This window comes from Neobacillus muris (assembly GCF_943193175.1).
Lineage (GTDB): Bacteria > Bacillota > Bacilli > Bacillales > Cytobacillaceae > Neobacillus > Neobacillus muris.
Genome location: NZ_CALPDF010000005.1, coordinates 49,406 through 74,173 on the forward strand (window position 1 = coordinate 49,406; position 24,768 = coordinate 74,173).

At 42.2% G+C, this 24,768-nt stretch carries 22 protein-coding genes, 1 riboswitch and 1 other annotated feature; of the genes, 6 read left to right on the forward strand and 16 right to left on the reverse strand.

From position 1 onward, the window contains the following. Window positions 1-35 precede the first annotated feature (35 nt). The 6 genes from NFS43_RS05345 to NFS43_RS05370 all read right to left on the reverse strand — a co-directional run bounded on the left by NFS43_RS05345 (window position 36) and on the right by NFS43_RS05370 (window position 6,422). A complete protein-coding gene (locus tag NFS43_RS05345; RefSeq protein WP_251550229.1) occupies window positions 36-1,079 on the reverse strand; it encodes a TolB family protein in 1,044 nt (347 codons plus the stop codon). A 16-nt stretch (window positions 1,080-1,095) separates the two neighbouring features. Continuing rightward, window positions 1,096-1,965: a permease prefix domain 1-containing protein gene (locus NFS43_RS05350; protein WP_251550231.1), complete on the reverse strand. Its 870-nt coding sequence runs from the start codon at window positions 1,963-1,965 to the stop codon at window positions 1,096-1,098. Then, window positions 1,962-2,285, reverse strand: a complete 324-nt coding sequence (locus NFS43_RS05355) for a PadR family transcriptional regulator (protein ID WP_251550232.1) — start codon at window positions 2,283-2,285, stop codon at window positions 1,962-1,964. The genes NFS43_RS05350 and NFS43_RS05355 overlap by 4 nt, the downstream gene beginning before the upstream one ends. A 190-nt stretch (window positions 2,286-2,475) precedes the next feature. Next, on the reverse strand, window positions 2,476-4,494 hold the full coding sequence (locus NFS43_RS05360; RefSeq protein ID WP_251550234.1) for a YhgE/Pip domain-containing protein: 2,019 nt from the start codon (window positions 4,492-4,494) through the stop codon (window positions 2,476-2,478). A gap of 264 nt (window positions 4,495-4,758) precedes the next feature. Then, window positions 4,759-6,060: an ammonium transporter gene (locus NFS43_RS05365; protein WP_251550236.1), complete on the reverse strand. Its 1,302-nt coding sequence runs from the start codon at window positions 6,058-6,060 to the stop codon at window positions 4,759-4,761. A 5-nt stretch (window positions 6,061-6,065) separates the two neighbouring features. Further along, window positions 6,066-6,422, reverse strand: coding sequence for a P-II family nitrogen regulator (locus NFS43_RS05370; RefSeq protein WP_251550238.1), 357 nt, complete (start codon window positions 6,420-6,422; stop codon window positions 6,066-6,068). A gap of 214 nt (window positions 6,423-6,636) precedes the next feature. Between NFS43_RS05370 and NFS43_RS05375 the strand changes: the two genes are divergently transcribed. Then, window positions 6,637-7,572 (forward strand): NADP-dependent oxidoreductase, encoded by a 936-nt coding sequence (locus NFS43_RS05375; protein WP_251550240.1) that lies wholly within the window; start codon window positions 6,637-6,639, stop codon window positions 7,570-7,572. Window positions 7,573-7,639: 67 nt separating this feature from the next. Here NFS43_RS05375 and NFS43_RS05380 read toward each other — a convergent pair whose 3' ends face one another. Then, a complete protein-coding gene (locus NFS43_RS05380; protein ID WP_251550242.1) occupies window positions 7,640-8,602 on the reverse strand; it encodes a Gfo/Idh/MocA family protein in 963 nt (320 codons plus the stop codon). Window positions 8,603-8,722: 120 nt separating this feature from the next. Between NFS43_RS05380 and NFS43_RS05385 the strand changes: the two genes are divergently transcribed. Next, on the forward strand, window positions 8,723-9,592 hold the full coding sequence (locus tag NFS43_RS05385) for a LysR family transcriptional regulator (protein WP_251550243.1): 870 nt from the start codon (window positions 8,723-8,725) through the stop codon (window positions 9,590-9,592). Window positions 9,593-9,679: 87 nt separating this feature from the next. On the opposite strand, the gene NFS43_RS05390 is transcribed toward NFS43_RS05385, so the two are convergent. Beyond that, complete coding sequence (locus tag NFS43_RS05390; RefSeq protein ID WP_251550245.1) at window positions 9,680-10,246, reverse strand: TetR/AcrR family transcriptional regulator; 567 nt, start codon at window positions 10,244-10,246, stop codon at window positions 9,680-9,682. Window positions 10,247-10,440: 194 nt separating this feature from the next. Between NFS43_RS05390 and NFS43_RS05395 the strand changes: the two genes are divergently transcribed. Together NFS43_RS05395 and NFS43_RS05400 are read left to right on the forward strand one after the other, a co-directional pair. Next, on the forward strand, window positions 10,441-11,883 hold the full coding sequence (locus NFS43_RS05395) for a DHA2 family efflux MFS transporter permease subunit (RefSeq protein WP_251550246.1): 1,443 nt from the start codon (window positions 10,441-10,443) through the stop codon (window positions 11,881-11,883). A gap of 131 nt (window positions 11,884-12,014) precedes the next feature. Then, window positions 12,015-12,776, forward strand: a complete 762-nt coding sequence (locus NFS43_RS05400; protein WP_251550249.1) for an SDR family oxidoreductase — start codon at window positions 12,015-12,017, stop codon at window positions 12,774-12,776. 126 nt (window positions 12,777-12,902) lie between these two features. Here NFS43_RS05400 and NFS43_RS05405 read toward each other — a convergent pair whose 3' ends face one another. Next, window positions 12,903-14,057: a C40 family peptidase gene (locus NFS43_RS05405; RefSeq protein WP_251550250.1), complete on the reverse strand. Its 1,155-nt coding sequence runs from the start codon at window positions 14,055-14,057 to the stop codon at window positions 12,903-12,905. A gap of 241 nt (window positions 14,058-14,298) precedes the next feature. Next, window positions 14,299-14,574, forward strand: a binding site (T-box leader). A 54-nt stretch (window positions 14,575-14,628) separates the two neighbouring features. Here NFS43_RS05405 and metG point away from each other — a divergent pair. Next, window positions 14,629-16,266, forward strand: a complete 1,638-nt coding sequence (gene metG / locus NFS43_RS05410) for a methionine--tRNA ligase (protein ID WP_251550252.1) — start codon at window positions 14,629-14,631, stop codon at window positions 16,264-16,266. A 104-nt stretch (window positions 16,267-16,370) separates the two neighbouring features. On the opposite strand, the gene NFS43_RS05415 is transcribed toward metG, so the two are convergent. From NFS43_RS05415 to NFS43_RS05425, 3 genes are read right to left on the reverse strand one after another with little or no spacing between them, the layout of a single operon-like run. Continuing rightward, window positions 16,371-16,820 carry a flavodoxin domain-containing protein gene (locus NFS43_RS05415; protein WP_251550254.1) on the reverse strand — a complete coding sequence of 150 codons (450 nt, stop codon included), beginning with the start codon at window positions 16,818-16,820 and terminating at the stop codon, window positions 16,371-16,373. Beyond that, on the reverse strand, window positions 16,820-17,860 hold the full coding sequence (locus tag NFS43_RS05420; protein WP_420910296.1) for a ribonucleotide-diphosphate reductase subunit beta: 1,041 nt from the start codon (window positions 17,858-17,860) through the stop codon (window positions 16,820-16,822). The genes NFS43_RS05415 and NFS43_RS05420 overlap by 1 nt, the downstream gene beginning before the upstream one ends. Before the next feature lie 45 nt (window positions 17,861-17,905). Next, window positions 17,906-20,194, reverse strand: coding sequence for a ribonucleoside-diphosphate reductase subunit alpha (locus NFS43_RS05425; protein WP_251550258.1), 2,289 nt, complete (start codon window positions 20,192-20,194; stop codon window positions 17,906-17,908). A gap of 178 nt (window positions 20,195-20,372) precedes the next feature. Further along, a riboswitch (cobalamin riboswitch) is annotated at window positions 20,373-20,570 on the reverse strand. 258 nt (window positions 20,571-20,828) lie between these two features. Here NFS43_RS05425 and brnQ point away from each other — a divergent pair. After that, complete coding sequence (gene brnQ, locus NFS43_RS05430) at window positions 20,829-22,181, forward strand: branched-chain amino acid transport system II carrier protein (RefSeq protein WP_251550260.1); 1,353 nt, start codon at window positions 20,829-20,831, stop codon at window positions 22,179-22,181. A 136-nt stretch (window positions 22,182-22,317) separates the two neighbouring features. On the opposite strand, the gene NFS43_RS05435 is transcribed toward brnQ, so the two are convergent. The 4 genes from NFS43_RS05435 to NFS43_RS05450 form a co-directional block, all read right to left on the reverse strand. Next, window positions 22,318-23,040 carry a M50 family metallopeptidase gene (locus tag NFS43_RS05435; RefSeq protein ID WP_251550262.1) on the reverse strand — a complete coding sequence of 241 codons (723 nt, stop codon included), beginning with the start codon at window positions 23,038-23,040 and terminating at the stop codon, window positions 22,318-22,320. Between the two features lie 72 nt (window positions 23,041-23,112). Beyond that, window positions 23,113-23,784 carry a PspA/IM30 family protein gene (locus NFS43_RS05440; RefSeq protein ID WP_251550264.1) on the reverse strand — a complete coding sequence of 224 codons (672 nt, stop codon included), beginning with the start codon at window positions 23,782-23,784 and terminating at the stop codon, window positions 23,113-23,115. A gap of 1 nt (window position 23,785) precedes the next feature. Next, window positions 23,786-24,190 (reverse strand): hypothetical protein, encoded by a 405-nt coding sequence (locus NFS43_RS05445; RefSeq protein ID WP_251550266.1) that lies wholly within the window; start codon window positions 24,188-24,190, stop codon window positions 23,786-23,788. Between the two features lie 336 nt (window positions 24,191-24,526). Beyond that, window positions 24,527-24,742 carry a spore germination protein gene (locus NFS43_RS05450; protein WP_251550268.1) on the reverse strand — a complete coding sequence of 72 codons (216 nt, stop codon included), beginning with the start codon at window positions 24,740-24,742 and terminating at the stop codon, window positions 24,527-24,529. Window positions 24,743-24,768 lie beyond the last annotated feature (26 nt).

Sequence of the window (24,768 nt, forward strand, 5' to 3'; positions counted from 1 at the left end):
TCATCATTGGATTTGGTCTTTATTACGGTGCCAGCCTAATTTGAAAATGGTAATTTAATTTCGTCGGCCTTTCTTTTCTTAAGGTCCATTTTATAAAAATGCCATTTTTCCTGATTGTCCTTCCCAAAATTGGAATCCACCATGAAATATAACGTTTGCCCATCAAAAGAAATGACAGGATGTGATGCATAACTTTCGAGGTAGGTGAGCTGCTTTTCCTCCTGGCTCTCAAGGCTATATAAATATAACTCATATTGAAACGTGTCCCCGGTATCCGGATTTGCGATGGCTTGATAAATGAAATTCTTCCCATCTGGTGTAAAGGCGAAGTCAAATATGTCCGTTTCCTTTTCAACATCTGAAAAAACACTGTATTGCTCCGGATGATCGAGTGAAACAGAAAATATCCGCTGTTTCATTTGAAAAATTTCTTCCGCCGACTTCGCTTCCGAATCATCATCACTTTGAAAATAAAGGGCAGTGCTATCCCCTGAAACAACCAGAGAGGTCATGCTGTATTTTTTCGTGTCTGTCAGCTTCTCAATCCCTTCTGTTTCGAAGCTGTACTCGAAAATATCAAAATCATGCGGCCGTTTCCCGGTAATCGGCGAGTAATTCGTGAATGTACCGGCGCCTAGAAAAAACAGGGACGTATCCTTCCTTCCGAATTCCACCTCGGTGACGAGATCTTGATTAGAAAAAAGTTCCCTTTCCTTATTTGTTTCAAGATCGATCACCTGAACACTTGAAAATGGGTTATTCTCCATATCCTTGCTTTGCACAACAAACGCCAAAAGCTTCCCATCCGCTGAAAAACTGGGATCCACAATACGTTTATCATTCTCGATTTCTATGATCTTTTGATTCTTGTTCGTTTCTTCATTAAAAAGATTCAATACCGGCTTCCCCTGATGATAGGATACATAGGCAATTCCTTTGTTTACTGATACATCATAATAATTCGTAAGACCTTCATCTTTCTCGTTGTCCTCCTTGGCCAAAAGGAGGCCAGCTGAAAGAAGTGAAATGAGTAAAACCACCGGCAATATTAACACAAGCATCCATTTTTTCCTGTTCAAATCTAAAAGCAACTCCTTAGGCTAAGAATGACAGCAGTAAATAACCAACGATAACAAGCGAGACAAGGATAGGGAACAGCGGCGTCCAAAGAACTATTTTCTGCTGTTTTTCCCACTGAACAAGCTGCAGCCGGTAAAGGGCCCCCCAAATGATCAGAGGCGTAATAAATATCAGCATCATAAAATGGAGTTTGCCAATCATCACAAGACCGCCATAGATAAAAAATAAACAGGCGGCACAAATAATCAGGCCAGTTGTAATATACAGGATGTGTATCACTTTTTTCCCTGCAGGAACCTTCGTTTCCTGAGCACCTGGCAAAAGGGCGGTTTGATACAGCAGGATAGCTGTAAAAATAAGATTCAGCCATGTCAGCAGCAACAGGATACTTTCGATTAGACCACCTGAAAGGTTAGCTGCACCGAGTAAGCCATACGACCACAACAACAGATGAAATACAAGAACGACAATACTCCAGCGTTTTCTCAAGGTACTCCTGAAATGGGAAAAGGCGAGCACAAGAAGGACAGTTCCTAGACTAATAGATACAAACAGCCAGTCATACTCGGCATCCCCCTTCATTAATAGGTGGGCGAGGTAGAGACCAGAAGAGGAAAACAGAGATAGTATGGCCAAGAAGATAAATAATTGTTTTCGGTATGGATACAGCACCTGCTGCATTTCCCGCCCAATTTTTTCATCATCGCCAAACTGCTTGATCGCCATTTTGGCAGCCTCCTGTTCCGAAAGACCTTTTTCTATGTACTCCTCCGTCAGTAATTCGAGATGGACCAGCATTTCTTCTGCCATGTCAGCCTTGTCTTCCGGAGTTCCATCAATCCCTGCAACAATTTTTTCTACATAGTTTTCGAGAAGCTTCATCATGTCAGTCCCTCTTCCACCTTCCGGACTAGACTCTCGACCAAACTCCAGTTTTTACGCTTTTCCTCAAGCTCTGCAGCACCTTTATTTGTGAGATGATAATATTTCCTTCTCCCCGAATCGGTATCCTTCCAGTAGGATTCAATCCATTCCTTTTTTTCCAGCCTTTTAAGTGCGGGATAAAGGGTTCCTTCGCTCATTTCATATTGTTCTCCGCTTGTTTCTCTCAAAATTTTCATCATTTCATATCCGTACAAGTCCTTTTGGGAAATTAACGATAGTAGCAACAGGTCGATACTTCCCTTTAGCATTTCTTTGTCCATAGCAGCCTCCCCGATAATGGATTAACTATATCGTATCACCTTGTATATCGCATTACAAGGTATAAAGTAAAATTTCCCATCAAAGGATTTTTATTCCTCCTCATAAAATACGCACAGGTTGACCATTCTCCATCGGTTTATGTCAATTGCCATTGGAGATTAATCATCTTTTTTTAAAAAAGGGATGCCCCTAAGGAATTAATTTAGTTGATCTTGCCCTTTCTGCTGTACGCTCAATCCAGCCGCTTAATGGTCTTTTAAATACCAATGCGATTAGAAAGCTGAATGCAGTAAAACCTAACAAAAACAAGAAATCTTTTATAACAATCTCCTTTATCATTCCTCCCACAGTTTCCCGAAGCATGCTTACCGCATAAGTGAATGGCATAAAAGGATACAATCGTTGAAAAAAAGCCGATGTCAGACTAACAGGAAAAGTGGCTCCAGAGCTTGAGATCTGCAGTACCAAAAAGATAATGGACAATCCTTTTCCAATACTGCCAAACACTGAGCATAGGGTGTAAGTGATAATAACAAACACCATACTGATAAAAACACTTAACAAGACAAACCAGAATTTGTCAGCCACATAGGAGTGAATCAAAAATATATCCCCAACTGATACAATTGCTGCTTGAAAGATTCCGATGGTAACGAAGGTCAGTAACCTGCCTAAATAACGCTGATATTCCCTATAATTTCCCTCAACCTCTACTCTCAATGAAGATATGAGAAGTGTTCCGCCTACCCACAGCGCTAGCATCGTATAAAATGGCGTCATCGCAGAGCCATAATTCGGGATAGGGAATATCCGTTTTGATTTTAATTGAATCGGGGCTGCTAAAAACTGGCTTTCTTTTCCGGGATCGTGCGTTAAAAATTCTATTAATTCATGGATATTGATACTTTGATTAAACTGTCGGATTCGGTCTGCTGCCATCCGTATTTCATTTTCAAAACCCGGCAGGTCATTTCTTGCCAAGTCAGCCGCTTTATGAATGACTCTAGCGACTTCAGGAAGTTTTGTTCGTATCAAATCCGCTGCTTGTCGGATATGATCCTCAACCTTCGGCAAATCGTTTCGAACGAAATCCGCCGCTTTATGAATCTTTTGTTTGATCGTCGGAAGATCACTTTTAATAAAATCAGCTGCTGTATCGATGCCGCTCACCACTTTATCTACCTGCTGCTGGAGATCGCTCCGATGGTTTTGAATATCTTGACGAAGTGTTGCCAATTCATTTAGGAGAGTTTTCAACTCAGCTTGATTGGCAGATGTGTCTGGGTTATCCACTGCACTCAAACTATCAATTGCTTGATTGATTTGAGATTCGACTTCAGAAAGATTCGCGGCCATATCTGTCATAATCGAAGTGGTGCTCTGGATGTCAGCAAGCCTGTCCTGCAGCGCCAGTATTTGTTCACCAGCATCCTCTATAACCGGCAAGTTTGCTTCCACTTTTAAAATACTGTCACCAACCCTGTCCAGTTCCGGTATTCTTTGCTCAAGCTCCATAATTTGCTGGCCTTTTTCTTGGATTTCCGGCAATTTCCCATCAAGCTCAATCGCTTTTTTTCCCATCGCCTCAATCTGCGGCAGCGCCTTTTCCAGCTCAAGGATTTGGTTTGCAACATGCTGGATGGAGGGCCAATCCTTTTCAAGATCTATACCCGCCTGATAGAAAGCTGAAAAAATAGCCTTCCCTGCCGTTTCTGTAAAGGCGTCACTAATTTGAGCCGTGACACTTGAAGCACCTGAACTAGTGATCTTTGGCGCAATCGCATTAATTTTTTCGTTAATGCCAAAAATGATTTCCGGCTTTTGAGGATTTGCTTCTAAAATGCTGGTCAGTTTCTTAGAAAAATCCTTTGGCAGCAGGAGATAAGCATAATAATCCCCGTGTTCCACTCCCTTAATGGCATTTCTTTGATTGACAAACACCCAGCCAAGTTTGTGATTGTTTTGTAGCTTTTTAACGGATTCGGCTCCGGCATTCAATTGCTTTCCAAGCACTTCCGCACCTTCGTCCTCGTTCACCACAGCAACCTGGATGCCTGACGTATTCCCGTAAGGGTCCCACATCGACTTAATGTTGAACCAAGCATATGCAGAAGGCAGGACCATTAGTCCCACAACCAATAATAATACGGTTGGAACACGAAAGATATTTTTCCAATCGGTTTTAAAAATGTCCCAAATGTTCCCCACTTTTACCACCTCTACCAGTAAGCGCTAGGTTTAGTATTAGAAATAGGATTGCGTTTATGCCTTTCATTTCTTTGCAGTGTAGCTAGCTACGATAAAAAAAGCGGCTCAAATTTCCTCCTCTGCTGGATAAATCGTCTGAAGGACTCCGATTTCCGGATATATAGTTTTTTTACGGATATATTTAAATTTTCACGGATATACCCATATTTTTCTTTACAAAAAAAGTGCAAGACACGAATGCCCTGCACTTTTTCAATGATTCTATTAAACGGCTCTTTCCTTATTTGTTGGAGCAATTGATATTCCAGTTGTTTCTTCAAAATTATACAAACTGACTGGCAAATCCGCGAATCGCTCTAATTCATTATAGGCCGGTATCCCGTGGTACGACATATCCAGCCCTTCCTCTTCCTCGCGTTCCGTTGCACGGAAGCCAACCGTTTTCTCACACAATTTGGCAATCAAAGTGCCGCCGACTAGCCCCCAGACAACCACCACCGCTGCACCTAAAAGTTGAATGCCGAACAGAGAAAAATCCCCTGTCGCAAGAAGACCATCAGACTTATCGAACAATCCAACCGCAATAGTGCCAAACACGCCGTTAAAGCCATGTACTGCCACAGCCCCCACTGGGTCATCTACTTTTAAATTGTCTACAAACAAGGTCGCATAAATGACAATAAGGCCACTCACAGCCCCAATGATAATAGCACTCCATTGAGAAACAAAGGCACAGCCAGCTGTAATCGCCACTAATCCAGCCAATACTCCATTGATCGTCATGCTTGGGTCCGCTTTGCCAAATTTCTTCATGGTCATAAACAAGGCAGCAGCACCGCCGCTTGCTCCAGCAAGCATCGTGTTAATGGCTATGGAAGGCAAGGCAGTGTTAGAGGCATCCAAAGTGCTTCCCGCATTAAAGGCAAACCAGCCAAACCATAAAATAAATGCCCCCGCCGATGCCAGCGGAATATTGCTTGGTGCAAAGACATTGGCACTTCCGTCAGAATTAAATCTTCCTTTTCTAGGTCCCAGCCGTTTAGCCATGGCCAATGCAGTAAATCCCCCAACCGCATGGATGGCTGCCGAACCGGCAAAATCCTTCATTCCCAATTTCGCCAGCCAGCCATCATCGTTCCATATCCAATGGCCAGACAGCGGGTAAACAATGATACAGATGACCGCCGCTGTCACCACATAAGCTTTAAAGCTCATTCGTTCAGCCACCGCACCAGAAACAATCGAGATGCATGCCACAGCAAACCCCATTTGAAACAGCACATAGGCAGCGCTGGGCAATTCAATCGCGAGCACAATCTTTTCCGGGCTGCCAAATAAGGTCGTCCCCATGAGCCCAAATACATCATGTCCATACAAGATGCCAAAACCGATCATCCAAAAAGCCAATGCACCAACGGTTAAATCAACAAAGATTTTCATGGTCACATTAACCGCATTTTTCGTTCGAACAAAACCAGCTTCCAGTAAACTAAATCCACCTTCCATAAACAACACCATTGCGGCAGCCAACACAACCCATACGGTATTTAAAAAGATCAGTTCCACGAATGTTATTCCTCCTGGTTTAATTCATCAATATCAAAGTCTGGCTTTCCTGTTCGTATATTGTAAGCTTCATAAATAGGATAAACGTAAATCTTCCCGTCCCCATCTTCACCAGATTGGGCGCTCTCCACAATCGTTTTGATGGTCCGTTCCACCATATAGTCGGATAGGACAATCTCGAGTTTCACCTTTGGATGGAGGGTCACGTTATAATTCTTCCCACGGTACACGCCCAAAGTATCTTTTTGTTTCCCTCTGCCAACCACTTGAGAGACAGTAAATCCTGTCACTCCTATATGCTTCAATCCTTTGATGGTCTCCGTAAGTTTTTCCGGCCTAATGATGGCTTCGATTTTCTTCAAGTATAATCACCGCCTAGTTCATGTTAGGTTTCCTCACATGATATGTTCTATCATATAACTTCACAGAATTTCCGTCAATGCAGAATAATAGATTGCCATATATTTCTGAATTTTTCCCAAAAACATTTCCATGCCGCTAGAAGCTTCATTCGGATAAAAAGATGGAACCGAAACAAAATAATGGTGAAAAAAAGAGCCGAGGTGATGATAACGAATGAAAGCCATTGTGATTGACCAATATGGCAGCAAGGAGGAACTCAAAGAAAGGGATGTACCTAAACCGGTTCCTCAAGAAGGGGAAGTTTTAATTGAAATGCATGCCGCTTCCATTAATCCGATTGATTGGAAGCTGCGGGAAGGACATTTGAAAGGAATGCTGCCGTTTCAGTTTCCCATCATTTTGGGCTGGGATGCAGCAGGCATCATCTCTGAAGCAGGAGCAAATGTTACTAAATTTAACGCAGGTGATCGGGTATTTGTAAGACCTGAAACGACCGCACAGGGAACCTATGCAGAATATATTGTGACACAGGAACATCTTCTGGCTAAAATCCCTGACAACATCAGCTTCGAAGAGGCTGCAGCTGTCCCCCTGGCAGGATTAACCGCCTATCAGTGCCTAGTTGATTTTGCCCAGCTAAAACCTAGAGACAAAGTATTGATTCACGCTGGTTCTGGTGGTGTGGGCAGTTTAGGTATTCAAATTGCCAAAAGCCTGGGCTACTATGTTGCCACTACAGCAAGCAGCAAAAACGAGGAATTTTTGAAATCCTTAGGAGCTAATCTCGTCATAAAATATGATCAGCAGGATTTTGAACAGGAATTGAAAGATTATGATTTAGTGGTTGATACCATGGGAGGCGAAATCCAGATCAAAAGCTTTCATGTGTTAAAGAAAGGAGGCACACTGGTTTCGATTGTCCAGCCGCCAGATGAAAAAAAGGCTGAGGAAATGGGGATTCACGCCAAATTCCATTGGCTTGTCCCTAATGGCAATCAACTAAAAGAGTTGGCCGATTTAATGGAGGAAGGCAAATTAAAGCCTATCATCGGGAGTGTATTTGATTTTAGCGAGCAAGGGCTCCGGGAAGCCCACGCGCTCAGCGAATCTCATCATGCTAAAGGAAAAATTGTTATTAAAATAAAATAAAAATGCCAGATGGCAATCTGCCAAGTTCTCTCGACAGGTTGTCATCTGGCAAATTTGTTTCTTCCTATCATCGTCTTGAACAAATAAGCTCTTCCAGCACTTGTTGAATCGCAGCCCCCTCTTTAAATGTTATTAATTTTGCGTCATTTCCCTTAATCGCCTGCAATACATGGTCTACCAAGTCTAAAAGATGGTTGATCGGTGCTGCATCATCCAATCTGATTAATCCCTGATTCTTTTCTCCAAAATATACCTGGTTCCAATCCTTTAACATGACCACCCCGGTTGTTCCGTATATTGTAAATTCCATGATTTCCTTCTCCCCTGTACCGGTTAACCCATCAAACACTACGGGTGTACCATTTTTCAAGCTCCCTGCCGCCATTAATCCAGTTTCTGATTCAGCAGCGGCTTCTGGATAGTTCACTAAGGATTGAAGGGGTTGTATCGGTCCGAAAAGATGTTGAATTATTTGGATGTAGTGAGGCATTATCTCTCGAATAAAGCCTCCTTGGTCCCGAGTATTAATCCAGTTGTTCTGCTGCCAATCTCTTGGCCAAGCCGGAAAATGAGACCTTACTTGAATTCTCTGAATGTCACCCAACCGATTGGACAGAACGATTTCTTCCATTATTTTATATGCATTTCGATAAAATGTAGGGAAATTCATCGCATGGATGACCCCTTTCTTTTGAGCAGTCATTAACATTTTTTCCGCTTCTTCCAGCGAATGAGCTAACGGTTTTTCACACAGGACATGTTTATTCTTCTGTAAAGCCTCTATTGTCACCGGATAATGAAATTTTGGAGGAACAGCTATATAAACTAAATCCACATTTTCGTGATCCATTAGGTCTCTATAATCTAGGTATAAATTAATTTTGCTAGAAAAATACTTGCTTAGTACTTTCTTGTTCGTATCACAAATGCCTATGATCTCAGCATCAGGATGCTGCGAAAATACCTCCATGACTTTTTCACCTACACCTCCAGCTCCAATTACCCCAACCCCAATTTTATTCGCCTTCATTTAAATATCTCTCCTTGAATTCAGTCTTTTCTCCTATATAATAAAAATAAGAAATACATAAGTAAAATGAATAATATACATGGTTTGCATTAGAAAAAATTATGTTAGGGGCGTTCCTGCGTGGTATCTTTCAATCAATTGGAGGCATTGGTTAAAATCGTCGAGGAAAAGAGTTTTACCAGGGCTGCGGAAGCACTGCACCTTACCCAGCCTGGGATCAGTCACACCATATCCAGCCTCGAGAGTGAATTAGGGATTACTTTATTCAATCGAAATAAGAAGAGCATTGAATTGACAGAGGCCGGAGAAGCAATTTTACCGAATGCCAGAGAAGTGCTTCAACAAATCGAGAGCATAAAACAAACGAGTGCCGAATTTTTAGGCATGAAAAAAGGAACAATTAAATTGGGCGGATTTCCAAGTATCATGGCCAATTATGTGCCTGCGCTCATCTCTTCTTTTCAAAAAAAATATCCCAATATCAAGTTCTCTCTCTATGAGGGATCCTATGAGAAAGTTACCGAGATGATTGAAAAGGGCATCATAGATTTGGGATTTACCGTTGCACCGGTTCCCCATTTATCGTTCACTCATATACTAACCGACCTGATGGTTGCCGTTTTGCCTGCAGAGCATGAGTTGGCTCAACAAAGCTCAGTAACAATGGAGGAGATTTCCAATGAAAGATTCATAAAAGATTTAGGGTGTGAACGTTACTTAAAAGACTTAGAGTTAAATGATTCTGCCAACATTGATTTTGCTGTCTCTGATTTAAATATCATATTATCTCTTATTCAGGAAGGTCTTGGGCTCACCATTTTGCCAGAAATGTCTGTTTCCAGGCTTCATTATCATGTAAAAACCGTCAACCTCCATCCACCTGTCCCCAGAGAAATCGGGATTTGCTTCAACAGAAAGAAAAATCTACCTTCCATAAGTAAAGTTTTTCTTGAATATGTTAAGGAATTTTTTATAGAAAAAACATCCTAAGTATGGATGTTTTTTCGTATTATGATAAGTTTTCAATGCTCATCTCTTAAGAGCGCCGGTATGAATGAAGAAAAAATTTTCTTCATTTTAATTTTTGAACCTTTGTAAAATCAGATTGGCCAAGTAGCTGGGGCTGTAAGGTGTCCCATCTTCAATCCACCATGATACGATCCCAAGTGTCGAAGAAACCATAATTTCTTTGGGCAGCTGAAATGACTTCCCTTTCGCTTTTCGGCCTTCCTCATAAAAAGTGACGATATCCATCAAAATCCCAAACACTCTTTTGCGAAAATCCTTATTTTCCAGCATGACATTGTAAAGACTTGCATTGCGGTAAAAATGCTCCAGAAACGAGACCATCCGTACAGGAGGCGCCGTGCTTCCCTTCACAGGCGGACGATTCTCGGATGAAACCTTGGTCGTCTCATACAGCTCTTCAAGCACCTCATCAATCATTTGCTCCATCAAATCTCCAATATCGCGATAATGCAAGTAAAAGGTTGCACGATTCAATTCAGCACGATCAGCAATCATTTGGACCGTCAGTTTGCTTATCTCTCTTTTTTCCTGAATCAAAGAGAGCAAGGCTTCCTTAAACATTTTTTTAGTTCGTTTAATGCGAGGATCCACTTTCAAATTTTCTTTGTTAGACATTTCAGCACCCCTTTGTCTAAAATTTTATATTTTATCGACGAAAACTTAGAATAGTGTTATTTAATTTACATATAGCCTTAAAGTGTAAATGGCATTTATCACAATTTACATGTTACTATTTATTCATTGACACAATATCAATTAATCGACTGTGTGTCAATGAAGTGAAAATACGAAAGGAAAATAAATCAAACATGAATCAACCAATAAAAAAAGGAATCCTTCTCTTCATCTTACTCTTAGGCTCATTTCTGTCGATCCTGAATCAGACCATATTGAATGTCGCATTACCGGATCTGATGAAGGAATTTGAGGTTTCAGCTACGACTATTCAATGGCTGTCGACAGGATTTATGCTGGTCAATGGAATTTTAATACCGGTGACTGCTTTTTTAATGAAGCGATTTACCACGAGGCAGCTATTTATCTGCTCCATGGTACTCCTGCTAGCGGGGACTTTCATAAGCGCTGTTGCACAGGGCTTTGCTTTGCTTTTAATCGGCCGGATGATTCAAGCCGCTGGAGCCGGCATTATTATGCCTCTGTTAATGATGGTTGTCCTAGTGATATTTCCTGAAGAAAACCGGGGAACGGCAATGGGGACAATTGGTCTTGTGATGATTTTCGCACCAGCCATTGGCCCGACCCTGGCAGGTTTCATTATCGAACATCTTTCATGGAGATGGTTATTCATTGGCATGCTCCCGCTTGTGGCCATCGTCATCCTTCTGTCGATTAAATATCTGGTGAATGTATCAGAGACATCCAGGCCAAAACTTGATTATCTCAGCGTCCTTCTTTCCACCGCGGGATTTGGAGCGCTGCTATATGGATTTAGTATTGCAGGTGACAAAGGCTGGGCCAGCGCTCCGGTATTAGTCTATTTAGCTATTGGGATAATTGTCCTAACCCTGTTTTGCTGGCGCCAGCTTACTGCAGCGGATCCTTTATTAAATCTGCGTGTTTTCAAAAACAAGATGTTCACTATGACAGCCATCATCAATACTTTTGTGACGATGATCATGTATGCAGATATGATTTTGCTTCCTATCTATTTGCAGGCAAGCAGAGGCTATACGGTTTTAGAGACTGGATTGCTGTTATTGCCTGGCGCATTAATTAACGCCTTAATGTCCCCTGTATCTGGGCGCTTATTCGATAAAGTTGGAGCCAAACCGCTTGCCTTTATCGGCTTGATCTTCATTATCGCTGCATCATGGGGAGTAACTGATTTGAGCGAAACGACCACTTATGGCTATTTGATGGCCCGAACCATTATTTTGCGGATTGGGATCTCGTTCATGACCATGCCGATCACTACTGCCGGGCTGAATGCTCTGCCGAAACAGTTAAATGCCCACGGATCAGCCGTAACGAACACCGTCCGTCAGGTAGCAGGTTCGATAGGAATCGCTTTAGTTGTAACGATAATGACCAACAGCTCGAAAAGTCATGCTGAAGAGCTGATTCAATCAGGCGATATGCTATCGAAAGCCCAACTCACAAAGGAAGCAGCCATACTAGGAACAAGCGATGCTTACATGTTTACCGTTATTGTCGCGATCTTAGCCTTCCTTTTAACCATATTTATTCCAGGCCGGAAAGCAGCTGCAAAGCGGGAATCAAACGAAATGTAAAGGAAACGCCATACCAAACCAGTTGAAGAACGTTAACAACAGATTAAGCCCGGGAGTGTAATTATTGAAAAATTGACAAATTCAGCATAAAATAAGGGTGAAAGGGCTCTCAAAAATAGGAGGGGTTTTTTATGAAGCTTTCAAATAAGGTAGCAGTCGTCACCGGTGCTGCATCCGGCATGGGAAAAGCCATTGCCGAGTTGTATGCGGAGGAAGGCGCAAAAGTCATTGTGGCTGACCTCAACATCGATGGGGCAAAGACCGTCGTGGAAGGCATCAGGAACAACGGAGGCACAGCCATCGCTGTTCAAGCGAATGTAGCAAAATTGGAAGACATCGAGAATATGATCGATACAGCCGTAAAGGAATTTGATTCATTAGACATCCTAGTGAATAATGCTGGCATTATGGACGGGTTTGAACCAGTTGGTGACATAAGCGACGAACGATGGGACTTAATTTTTGATATTAATACAAAAGGTGTCATGCGTGCCATGAGAAAAGCTATTCCTCTCTTTTTGAAAAAAGGGAAAGGCGTCATCATTAATGTTGCTTCTACCGGCGGATTAAATGGCGCACATGCCGGTGCTGCATATGGGGCCTCTAAGCATGCTGTGGTCGGTCTTACCAAGAATACGGCGTACATGTATGCCAATGAAGGCATTCGCTGCAACGCCATTGCCCCAGGGGGCGTAGCAACAAACATTGGCGCCTCGATGAAAAATATAAATGAATTCGGTTTTGGACGTACAAAAGCGGTCCAAGCTGTGATGCCAAGAATCGGTGAAGCAGAGGAAATTGCGCAAGCGGCCCTATTTTTAGCTTCTGATGACGCTAGCTTTGTAAACGGATCGGTTCTGGTTGCCGATGGCGGCTGGACCGCTGCATTTTAACCTATTATAAAAATGATCACGAAAAAAACGCTCAGTCGCTGGGCGTTTTTTTTGATACAAAAAATGGAGATGCACTTTAGAACCTTTGTGCATCTCCACTTTAGTATGATAGTTGAAATCTTTTGATTAATGCAATACTCTTGACGCACTAGAAAAATTAGAAGGGTTAAAAGCGGCAATTTTCACGACGTCGCCCGTTTGCGGAGCATGGATATATTGCCCGCCGCCAATGTAGATACCGACATGGTATGCCGGTGATCCTCTAAACACTAAGTCACCCGGCTGTACTTGGCTTAAAGGAATTCGTGTCCCAAAGTTCTGCTGAGAACTGGAAACCCTTGGAAGGCTAATGCCAACCGCATTTCTAAATACATAAGAAGTAAATCCAGAACAATCAAATCCACTCGGCGTCGAACCGCCCCAAACGTAAGGAACACCCAAAAATTGCTTCGCGTAGGCAATCAATTGGCTTGCAGCTTCAGGGCTAGCTGGACTGACGGCTGCAACCGAAGCTGATGCTGCAGGGCTGCTGGTTGAAGACGCCTGCCTTGCCGGCTGCTGAACTTGCTGAGCCTGGCGGGCAGCCTCTTCCTGAGCGCGCTGCTGGGCTAATTGTGCCTGACGTTCTGCTTCCTTTTGTTCAGCCATCTGACTCTCCTGGCTTTGTAATTGAGATTGAGCTGCCGCTAAGGCTTGGGCAATTTCTTGTTTATCTGCCTCGATTTTTTGCTGTTCAGCAGCTAATTCACCCTGGCTCTGTTCTAATTTATGTAATTCTGTATGTAATTTATCCTCTGCATCGTTTAATGCCTGCTGTTTATCTTTTAAACCCTGCAGCAGGTCTGTATCGGTTTCAATAATTTTTGAAATAGCTGAAAAACGAGTCAAGAACTCAGAAAGATCAGTTGAAGTAAACAAGATTTCCGCGTAGGTGGCAATGGAGAGTTTTCCCTCTGCCTGAATGCTTTTTAGCCGTTCAGCATATACCTGTTTGTGCGCATCTAAAGACTTCTTTGCCTGTTCGATTTCTGCTTCTGTTTCGTTAATTTTTCCTTGTTGCGTTTGAATCTGGTCGCTTAGCTTTTGGCTTTTCTCCATTGCTAAGCTGATTTTATTATCTAATTGCTGAACTTTGGTTTCAAAATCCTCAATTTGGCCTTTTGTTTCATTTATTTGTTGTTGTGTCACTGGTTCTGCAAAAGCAGGTGTGACGGATACTTGAATCATCGTGGCGAGGATAGCAGCGGATACAGTATATTTAAAAATCGATTTCTTTATCATCTAAAGTCTCCTCTTGTAACCTATTAATTATTTCCGAAGTCTTAATATATTACTAGTTTATATTCGAAAAGGAGGAAAAACAATGAAACCGTCGGATTTGTAATATAAATGTAATTTTATGTAGAAAATTCTGTTAACCAATCGACATTTTGTAGAAAAATAAATACTTTCCATCCTCTTAAAAATAATTAGGCTTGAATTGCTTCCCTTTTAGATTTATAATAGTTTCAATTTACTGAAATCAACAGCAATGATGAGGAAAAGTAAAATGATGAGTCTTTCACCAGAGAGCTTCGGGAGCTGAAAAGAAGCAAAGTGATTCATTTGAACAATGGCCTCTGAGCTCCGCACTGAACCTGGCTTTGTTAGTAGTAGGCTGCGGCGAGAGTTGGTACTCGTTATCAAAACCACAGTATAAGAGCCGCCATAAAAATGGCTCCGTACTTACAGAGGCTGATTGCGCGAGCAATTAGTAAATTAAGGTGGTACCACGCGGATGAACAACCCCGTCCTTATCTATTTATAGATAGGGGCGGGGTTTTTTGTTGTATAAAAAAGGAGGAAGTGCAAAATGAATATTTTTATTGGCGGGGCCTGGCCCTATGCGAACGGCTCCCTTCATCTTGGCCACATCGCCAGCTTATTGCCAGGCGATATTTTGGCCCGCTATTGGCGGCAAAAAGGGGAAAAAGTTTTATACGTTTCAGGGAGTGACTGCAACGGGACTCCGATTGCCATCCGGGCAAAGCAGGAAGGCGTGGCGCCAAAGGAAATTGCTGACCGCTGCCACCAGGAATTCGCGGATAACTTTAAAAGGCTGGGATTTTCCTATGATTATTACACCCGGACCGACACCGAGCACCACCATCAAACGGTTCAGAAAATATTCTTAGAGTTACTGAACAATGGCTATATTTATAAAAAATGGATTGAACAGACCTTTTGCACAACCTGCAATCAGTTTCTTCCTGACCGTTATGTTGAAGGAACCTGCCCCAACTGCGGCCAGCCGGCACGGGGCGACCAATGTGATTATTGCTCGGCTATCCTGGATCCTGTTGATTTACTGGAGAAAAAATGCAAAATTTGTGGCAGCACACCATCCGTGAAGCAAACCGAGCACTTTTATTTTTCTTTGCAAAAATTTGAAGAACCCTTAAAACAGCTGGTGGAAGAGGCCAGGAGAAATTCTTTCTGGCGGGATAATGCCATACAGTTATCAGAACGGTATATTGAGGAGGGATTGAAGGACAGAGCCGTATCAAGAGATTTGCCGGTCGGCATCAGTGTGCCGGTCCAGGGCTATGAAGAGAAAAAGATCTATGTTTGGATTGAGGCTGTTTCCGGTTATTTTTCAGCAAGCAAAAAATGGGCTTTGGACACGGGAAGCGATGATGAGGAGTTCTGGAGGAAAGAGGCTGTTTCCTATTATGTTCATGGGAAAGATAATATCCCGTTTCATACGATCATTTGGCCTGCCATTCTTTTAGGAATTCATCAGCAAAAGCTGCCTGACCATATTGTATCCAACGAATATTTGACATTGGAAAAGAAGAAGATTTCGACAAGCCGAAACTGGGCCGTTTGGGTACCGGACATTTTGGAACGCTATCACCCAGATTCCATTCGCTATTTTTTAACAATCAATGCCCCAGAGAACCGGGATACCGATTTTTCCTGGCGAGAATTCATCTACAGCCATAACTCCGAGCTGCTTGGCGGCTACGGGAATTTAGTTAATCGAACGTTAAAATTTATCAATAAATATTATCGTAGCGAAATACCGCAAAGTTCGATTGACCCAACGATTAAAAATAAAATTAGCTTTGTTTACGATACGGCAGGAAAATTAATAGAAGCAGGGCAATTCAAGCGGGCTTTGGAAGAAATTTTTGAATTGGTCCGATTTACGAATAAGTACTTTGATGTGCAGAAGCCTTGGAAGCAAATTGTGGAGGACGAAGCAGGCTGTGGCCATACCATCTTGAACTGCACAGTTATGATTGTCAATTTGGCACAATTATTGGCTCCTTTTTTACCATTTTCCAGTAAACAAGTAAATGGAATGTTAGGACAGGAGGAACTCCATTGGAACTATATAGACTCCGTTCCACATGAGATAGGAGAGGTTATACCACTGTTTGAAAGAATTGACCTCAGTGTAATTGAAAGGGAGATTGAACGGCTGAATGACCAGATGAATCAATAATATGATGGCCAAAAGGCTTAACTACGAGGAAGATCATAGTTAAGCCTTAAGCCTTCCACTCTATTAAAATCAAATATTCCTTTTATGATGCCTATTGGTCATGATCAAGTGCAGGTTTTTCTTTCAAGGCGTTTTAAGAAAAGCTCCACAAATCGATGACATCTCCCCAAATCACTATCTTGCGGGGTCAGTTCTATCTTTAACGTAACAGCAAGCGTTGAATGGATATATAACATATCTCTAAATTCATCCACTGCCCCGCAAAAATGCGGATAAAAGCTGTCTCCCGTCCCAACGACGCCTGTTGTCATCTGTTGAACATCCTGATTTTCGAATGCTCTATATATCGGGAGCAATTCTGCCGGCACCTCCCCCTTACCCCAAGTATAAGTCCCAATAATGACTCCCTCGTATCCTTGAAGGGCCGGAATGGGAAAATCCTTTGCTTGGTAAACCTCCACATTTATATACTGTGAACGAAAAAGCTTGTAAAGAAGCTCCACAAGCTCCTGCGTATTTCCCGTTTTAGAGGCATAGACAATGGCGATTTTCATTATAACTCATCAAATCCATTTGACTGTGTAACCTTTGTATAGGTACGGGATTTTTGCTCAAAAAAGTCTGATTTCGTTTCATTGATCATTTCATCACTGAAAACATGAATCCATGGCATCGGATTATTCCGATCAGGAAAAAGATTTTTCAAGCCAAGCTGACGAAACCGCTTATTGGCAAGGTATTCGACATATCCTTCAAATTCCTGCAAATCGATTCCCTCTATATCTTTTAAAATGAACTGAGACCATTCTTTTTCCAGCTCCACTGCTTTATTGATCGTTTCGTAGATATAATCGATGTTCTCTTTCGTGTTCATATCAGGATTTTCCGTTAACAGAATACGGATAAATTGAGAAATGAAATACGCATGCTGCATTTCATCACGCTGGATATAACTAATCATGGTGCTGGTCTTCAACATCTTTTGCCGGCGGGCCAGATGATAAAAGAAAGCAAAACCGGCATAGAAATAAATTCCTTCTAAATTTATTGAATTGACCGCCAGCTTCAATAGATGAAGCGGCGTTGGATTGGTCCGAAATGTTTCATACGCTTCTAATATGTGTGAATTTCGTTTTTGAACAATAGGGTCATCCTTTGCTTGATCAAACCGTTGATTTTGTTGCTGCGTTGGGACAAGTGAGCTTAATATATACGAGTAGGATTCATTATGAACGGCCTCCTGCTGGGAAATAACAGCAAAAATCGCTTTAAAACTGGAGTCAGTCACATAATCCATGACTTGGCTTATTGTCGGTGTTTGCAAACTGTCGAGTGAAGCAAGCTGCGTATTAATCCGCAAAAACACATCCTGCTCGACAGGCTTTAGGGAACTCCATTGCTTAATATCATCCTGCATATTAATTTCTTGAGCCTTCCAAAAATTTGACAGCAGCGTCTGATAGAGACCATACATTTGCGGATAAGCGATATCATTCCAATTTAATAGTCCAGAACATTTCCCGTTTAAAATCCCTGTTGATTTATTTGGAAAGTCCGGATTTAACAGTTTCATTTTTGTTAAAGGCTGGTTCATCATCAATCCTCCAAATTTTTTCCGCGTAAGGGCACTTCTTAAACTTTAGCTATGGCAGGCTTCACATTCCTCCTGCTCTGCCTGCGAGGTACTCCGAACATAATAGGTCGTTTTCAAACCTTGTTTCCATGCTTCCAAATGAAGTTGGAACAAATCTTTTGCTTTAATATCATGTTTCACGTAAAAATTGAAGCTAATAGCTTGGTCAATATGGCGCTGTCTCGCAGCATTTTGTTTAATACTCCACACTTGATTTATTTGATGCCTGGCCCGGCGGTAATAATTGTACGTAATATGGTCCAGATCAGGTGCCGTCACTTTAAATTTGAAGTTTTTCTTTTCTTCAGCGTATTCTACTGAATAAATCGGATCAATACCATCAGTCGAACCGCCAATTTTGGCCGTCGATGAATTAGGTGCCACCGCCATCAGCCAGCCATTACGCATCCCTATTTTGGCAGTGTCTGCTCTTAATTGATTCCAGCGTTCAGAGGAGTAGCCTTTTCTGTCAAAATATCTCCCCGTTTCCCATTCAGACCCCGTGAACTCTCTGTAGACTCCCTTTTCTTTCGCTAATTCCATCGATGATTGAATCGTATAGTAGGCAATATCTTCATATAATGTATCCGCGTATTGGACCGCCTCTTCCGATTCCCAATGAATTCCTTCTAATGCTAAAAGATGATGCCATCCAAACGTGCCCAATCCTATCCCACGATACCTTTTGTTGGTTTTTTCAGCCTGTCTGACCGATATTGCATTTAAATCGATAACATTATCCAGCATTCTCACTTGAATTCGAATTAAGCGTTCCAGCACATCTGCAGGGACCGCTTTTGCCAAATTAATAGAAGAGAGGTTACAAACTACAAAATCACCGGGTTTCCTTATAATGACCACATTTCCCTCTTCATCTTCATATTCTTTTAAAATCGCAGTGGCGGACATATTTTGAGCGATTTCTGTACAAAGGTTACTGCAATAAATCGAGGTGCGACCTTTACCTGCTACGTGTTTGTTCGGATTCTGCCGATTGGCTTCATCCCGATAAAACAGAAATGGAGTGCCAGTCTCCAGTTGAGAAATCATGATCCGCGCCATAATATCCATCGCCCGATAGGTTTTACGCGGCAGAAGCGGATGATGAACCGCCTCATGATATTTCTCGGCAAAATATTTTTGCTCCTTTTCATCATAGAAGTCTTCAAGACCGAGCGAATTGCCATTTTCGTCCTTCCAGCCCATGATTTGCTTGATTTCATGAGGGCAGAAAGTATGCCATTCGCCGATGCTTCTTCCGGACTTATCCACTTCCTGCAGCTTTTCCATAAATAAATCAGGTACCGTCACACCAGTAAAAATATCATGTGCCTTTCGCCGTTCATCTCCATTATTCGTTTTCAAATCAAGAAAGCCATTCATAATATCTTTATGGAATACATCGAGGTATACGGCAATGGCTCCTTGGCGCTGGCCAAGCTGATCGACGCTCACTGCGGTATCATTAATCAAACGAATCCATGGCACAACCCCAGAGGAATTCCCTTTAAATTTTTTGATGTCTGAACCCAAGGCACGCACCTTTCCAAAATAAAGGCCTACACCGCCCCCATCTTTACTGAGTCTTGCAGTATCCCAATTATTCAAATAGATGCCGTCCAGTGAATCCTCCACCGTATCAATAAAACAGGACGAAAGCTGGCCAAAACTTTTTCCTGCATTGGCTAAGGTCGGTGTGGCCACTGTCATATATAGGTGGCTTAAGGCCCAATAGGCTTCCTTGACCAGATTTAATCGTTTTTCCTTTTTCTCATCTTTCATCAAATACATGGCAACCATCATGAATCGTTCCTGTGGCAGTTCATAAAGATTGCGGTCATGATCCCGTGCCAAATAACGGTCAGCTAATAAAAATAATCCTATGTAGGTAAAAAGGTGATCCCGCTCAGGAACAATGGCAGAAGCTGCCTCCTCTATTTCTTGACGCGAATACGAATCGATGAGGTCTGAGGAATAGATTCCTTTGTCTGTCAGTTGTCGAATTAATTTGTAAAAATCTCCATATTTTTCCTGTTGGTTATACTGCCTATTGTTCGCTGCATGGGCATACAACTGCCTTAAATAGAGACGGGCTGCTAAAAACGTCCAATTGGGCTGATCCATCGTGATGTGATTTAATGCCTCATGAAGCGCCAGTTCAATTTCTTCTTGCTCTGTCCTATTAGTCAGGTCCAATCGTTCCTTTAGAGCAGCAGTATCTAATTCATATTCCTTTGCTGCTTCGTCTATTACTTGCCGCACCAGTGATCGATTTGTTTTTACAGAAACAGTCATCTTTCATTTCCTCCTTTAGAAATAAACCAAATCCAGGCTTAAGCTCGTTTTGGGCATAAAAAAACCGCCCAATGATCAGGGCGGAGGAAACGACAACAGGAAAAAGAATAAGCATGCAATAATAGATTCGCTTTCTTTTTAAAGCCATCGTTTCTTCCTCTCACTCCCCGAAGAAGTTGAAACACATGACAATAAGACAGGTCTCCTGACTCATGCTTCATCCTACTTTAAATCCTTCCCGTATAAGCACCAAAAAAGTCAGCCGTCTTATACAGTGGTTGTTTTAGTTCGTCAGCATTTACAGTTGCGGGGGCAGTTTCGGCTTCAACCGAATTCCCTTTTAAGCGAAAATCGCATCTTATTGCAAGGCTATCACTATATATAGTTATTAAATTTACACGCCAATCAATATACGGCGTTTCTTTAATAGTAAATGATAGATTAGTTTTTTACAAGAAAAAATAAGGTCAGCTTTTTGGATGGTTTGAAAGAAAAAAACAATTGTTCTCTATCCAAAGGGGCTCCTGCTTACTCGGCCGATCAAGGATAGTCATTGCCTTATTCCAGCTACTATTGCTTACTAATTAAAAAATGTTTAAAATAGATTGAATTCATCAAAGAAGGGACAATAGGAATGCAAAATAATCGATCATTTACAACGTATACAGTCATTGGAACCATGCTATTTGGAATGTTCTTTGGGGCAGGAAATTTGATCTTCCCAATCCAAATGGGACAACTTGCCGGCACGAACTTTTGGCCTGCTTTAATCGGCTTTTTAGTTACAGCCATCGGGCTTCCTTTTTTAGGAATTTTAGCATTTGGCCTATCTGGAAGCAATGGACTGCGGGACTTGGCGGGCCGTGTTCATCCCTTATTTGGACTCGTCTTCTCGATGGCGCTTTACTTAACCATTGGGCCGTTTTTTGCGATTCCGCGTACAGCCACGGTCCCATTCGTGGTTGGTTTTGAACCATATATGAATCCCGAACACACCCGGTTATATCTTGCCATTTTTAGCTTTGTGTTTTTTGCCATTGTCTATTATTTCTCCCTGAATCCTGCAAAAATTATTGATTATATCGGCAAATATTTAACTCCGGCCTTTTTATTATTTTTATTTATCCTCATCTTCATAGCCATTGTAAAACCGATGGGCAGTTTTGAAATGCCGGTTGGTGATTATAGCAGTCCTGCGTTTATGACCGGATTTAAGGAAGGGTATAATACGATGGATGCCCTTGCATCCCTTGCCTTCGGCATCGTTGTGATCCATGCCATTAAGGGGCTGGGTATTACAGAACCAAAGGCCATCGCAAAGGCAGCCTGGAAATCAGGCATTTTCGCAATGGCTTTGATGATGCTGATATACGGACTCATTACGTTCATGGGAGCATCAAGCGTGTCGGCAATCGGGACATTTGATAATGGAGGATTGATCTTTGCTGCCGTTGCTCAGCATTATTTCGGATCATTTGGCGCCCTGTTGCTTGCTCTTATCATTGTTCTTGCCTGTTTAAAGACAAGCATCGGTCTTATTACATCCTGCAGTGAGTTTTTTCAGGCCGTTTTTCCAAAATTCAGCTACCGGTCCTTCGTGCTTTTACTATGTCTGGTATCATTTGTAATTGCTAACTTTGGCCTGAACAATATTATTCAATTTGCGGTACCTGTTTTGATGTTATTGTATCCATTAGCTATCGTCCTGATCTTATTAACACTCTGTTCACCCTTATTCGGCCATAAGCGAAGTGTTTATGCAGCATCGATGCTCTTTACTTTCTGCGTCAGTCTTCTCGACGGATACAGTGCCTTGGCTGGCAGCCTGCCCGGCTCGGCCGTGTCGTCATTTGAATCCTTGAAAGCATTTTATGCAGACTACTTGCCATTCTATCAAATCGGCCTTGGCTGGATTTTGCCAGCTGCTGCAGGTGCAGCCATCGGTTATTTCTGGCCAGGAAGCTCTAAAAAGACTGCTGTTTCATAAGTGCTAAGAGTACCGTCCTCCACAAGGGACGGTTTTTTTTATTAAATTCTTTGGCTTGCCCGGGAGGACCTAAAAGAGACTGTCCATAAAGGGGGCTGTCCCCTCTGATTTTTGGACAGCCTCTATGATGGATTAATTAGAAGCGAAATGGAATACTTATGAAATTTTGCACAAAAAAGTATCCCGCATATATGGTTTGGCTTAGCAGGGCAAGGCCTAGGACAATGGCCGGGACAAATTTCGTTTGAACGAGCGCCGCCTTTCTGGCGGGATTGGTCCTCGACATAAACATTTGCTTGCACACGCGGACAGCACAAATAATTGACTGAATAAATAAAACCGAGGCAAGAAAGATACTCATGTGAACGAAAACCAATTCGTAGTTGATATGAAACGGAAAGACAAGCTCGTAGCGAATTTGCGCAGGCATGGCCATTTGGCAGCGAAGATAGACAGGCAAAGCTAATATGACGGCAACAGAAAGCCCCCAAAAAACTCCGAACAGGTTACGAATCCACAATACTAACGCAAGAATGGTCCACCCCAAAGACAAATAAATGACCAAATGATAGCTGCCTCTTGCCACTAAATAAAATAGCCCGATGGCTGTCACCGAAACGGCCGTATAACCTGCATAGGAGATCAGCGCTTTTTTAAAGGGAGAGGCGATGGCCCCGGTGGTTTGGCCCGATCCATCCCTTAGAAGCTGTATTTTAATTCCCCTGCCGCCTTCCAAGCAAGCACAAATAACGAGACTGACCAAATTGTGAAAATGTGCTAAAAATATCTTTATTATGGGAAGACCGCTCCCTGCCAGCGCAATCGCCAGGTATATTGGAACCAGTATGGATGTACTCAATATTCCACCTCCTCTCGACGTTAGATAGAAAAAGGAGCACCAAGCCGATCTGGTGGTGCCCCCTGCCTTGCTTTATAGTGCGGATGTTTTTTCCTTTTTAAGCTTTTCTAGTTCCAAATTTAACTCATCCTCAGTTACATAACGGCTGCAGGCTGCCTCAAACTGGGCTAACGGGGCGGCAAATTGATATCCTGCTTGTGCCTCCGCTTCCATCATTAAGATTTTTTCTTCCGCACGCGCTACACCTCTGGCAATATCATCGGTATTGAAGGAAACCGTTACTTTCTGAATTTGTTTCATCGACTGAGCTACATTGGCACGTGAAGCTAACAAAATTTTCTTCTGTTGAATTTGGTTATACGTAACCTTCAACTGATCCAGTTTTTCGGTTAGAAGCTTTGATTGATCTTTGATTGCCACTAGCTGCTCCTGATATACTTTTAACTGTTTTTCATGGGTGAGCTTTTCTTGCACAGCCAGTTTCGCCATCTCATCATCACCTTGGCCAATCGCCAGTCTCGCTTGGCGGGCCCGCTTCGCTGCAAGCTCTCTTGTTTCTGCAATGAGGGCTTCCTGTTTCTTTTCCACAAAAATTTGTCGGGCTAATGCTTGCTGGCCTTTCAAAATTTCCCGTTCCATCTCCCTGGAATATTCATTTAGCATGACAATCGGATCTTCAATTCCGTCCAATAGACCATTCATTTCAGCTGATGTAATAGTTTTTAATCGTTTAAAAATTCCCATGTTATTCATTCTCCTTTTTATTTAATAGATTGTTTTCCCATTGGTCCAATAGATTAGCATTTTGGTTGGTTACTGGCAGATGTGAACCTGCAAGAGAGGCATCAATGAACTGCTTTAATGATGAAGCTTTTGATTTCCTTCTAAGCCATCTTACTAATAGAACTAGAACAGCTAGTCCAACAATAAGGAACAGCCAGGGGAACCCGCCGCCATGGTGGGGGGCATTCATCATCGAATGGGGAGCAAATCCTCCGCCACGCATTCCATTGCCTCCAAAGCCATGTCCGTGAGGGCCTCTCGCATATGCGCTGCTCCCTCCAGTTAGAAAGTGGAGCACATTGAACACCAGTAGCATAACAGCAGCAATGCCCCCCCAGAAAATACCCTTTTTGACCTTTGCATTCATCTCTTTCTCCTCCTTTCGTTCCTGATGTAATGAATCATAATAGACATTGGTGAAAACTCGGTGAAAAGGAAAAGATTTTTTAAAAATACTTCTATATATTGCAGGGTGGTGCCTATCCCCTTTGCTTTTGGACAGCCCTGGCTAATTAGCTATAATCTTCCACTGTATAAACCAAAACGAACAACCATTCGAAAATGCTTAGGAGAAATATGTTGTATTAAATTTAAGAGAAATTTATTATTTCCTTTACGACAAGAAAAAACCTGGGACAAGCAGCTTTTCTGCTGCTTATTCCAAGTATAGGAGATGGCTGTTTCTGTTTTCCAATGACGCCAATTAGTTATCCTTTAATATAGGCTGATCAAGCAAATCAGCATCCAGCGTGTTGGTTGAACTTGCTCCGTTAAAGGTGGATACTTGAAAACCGATATTGGAAGAGCCTGAACCATGTAAAGTCTTTGTGGCGTGTTTAGGTGAAATAAATAATGCCGGACCAAATTGGACAACACCGCCGCTGACCGTATCAATATTCACTTGGAATGGCAAAGACATCGTAAAACATCCTTTTCAAATTAATC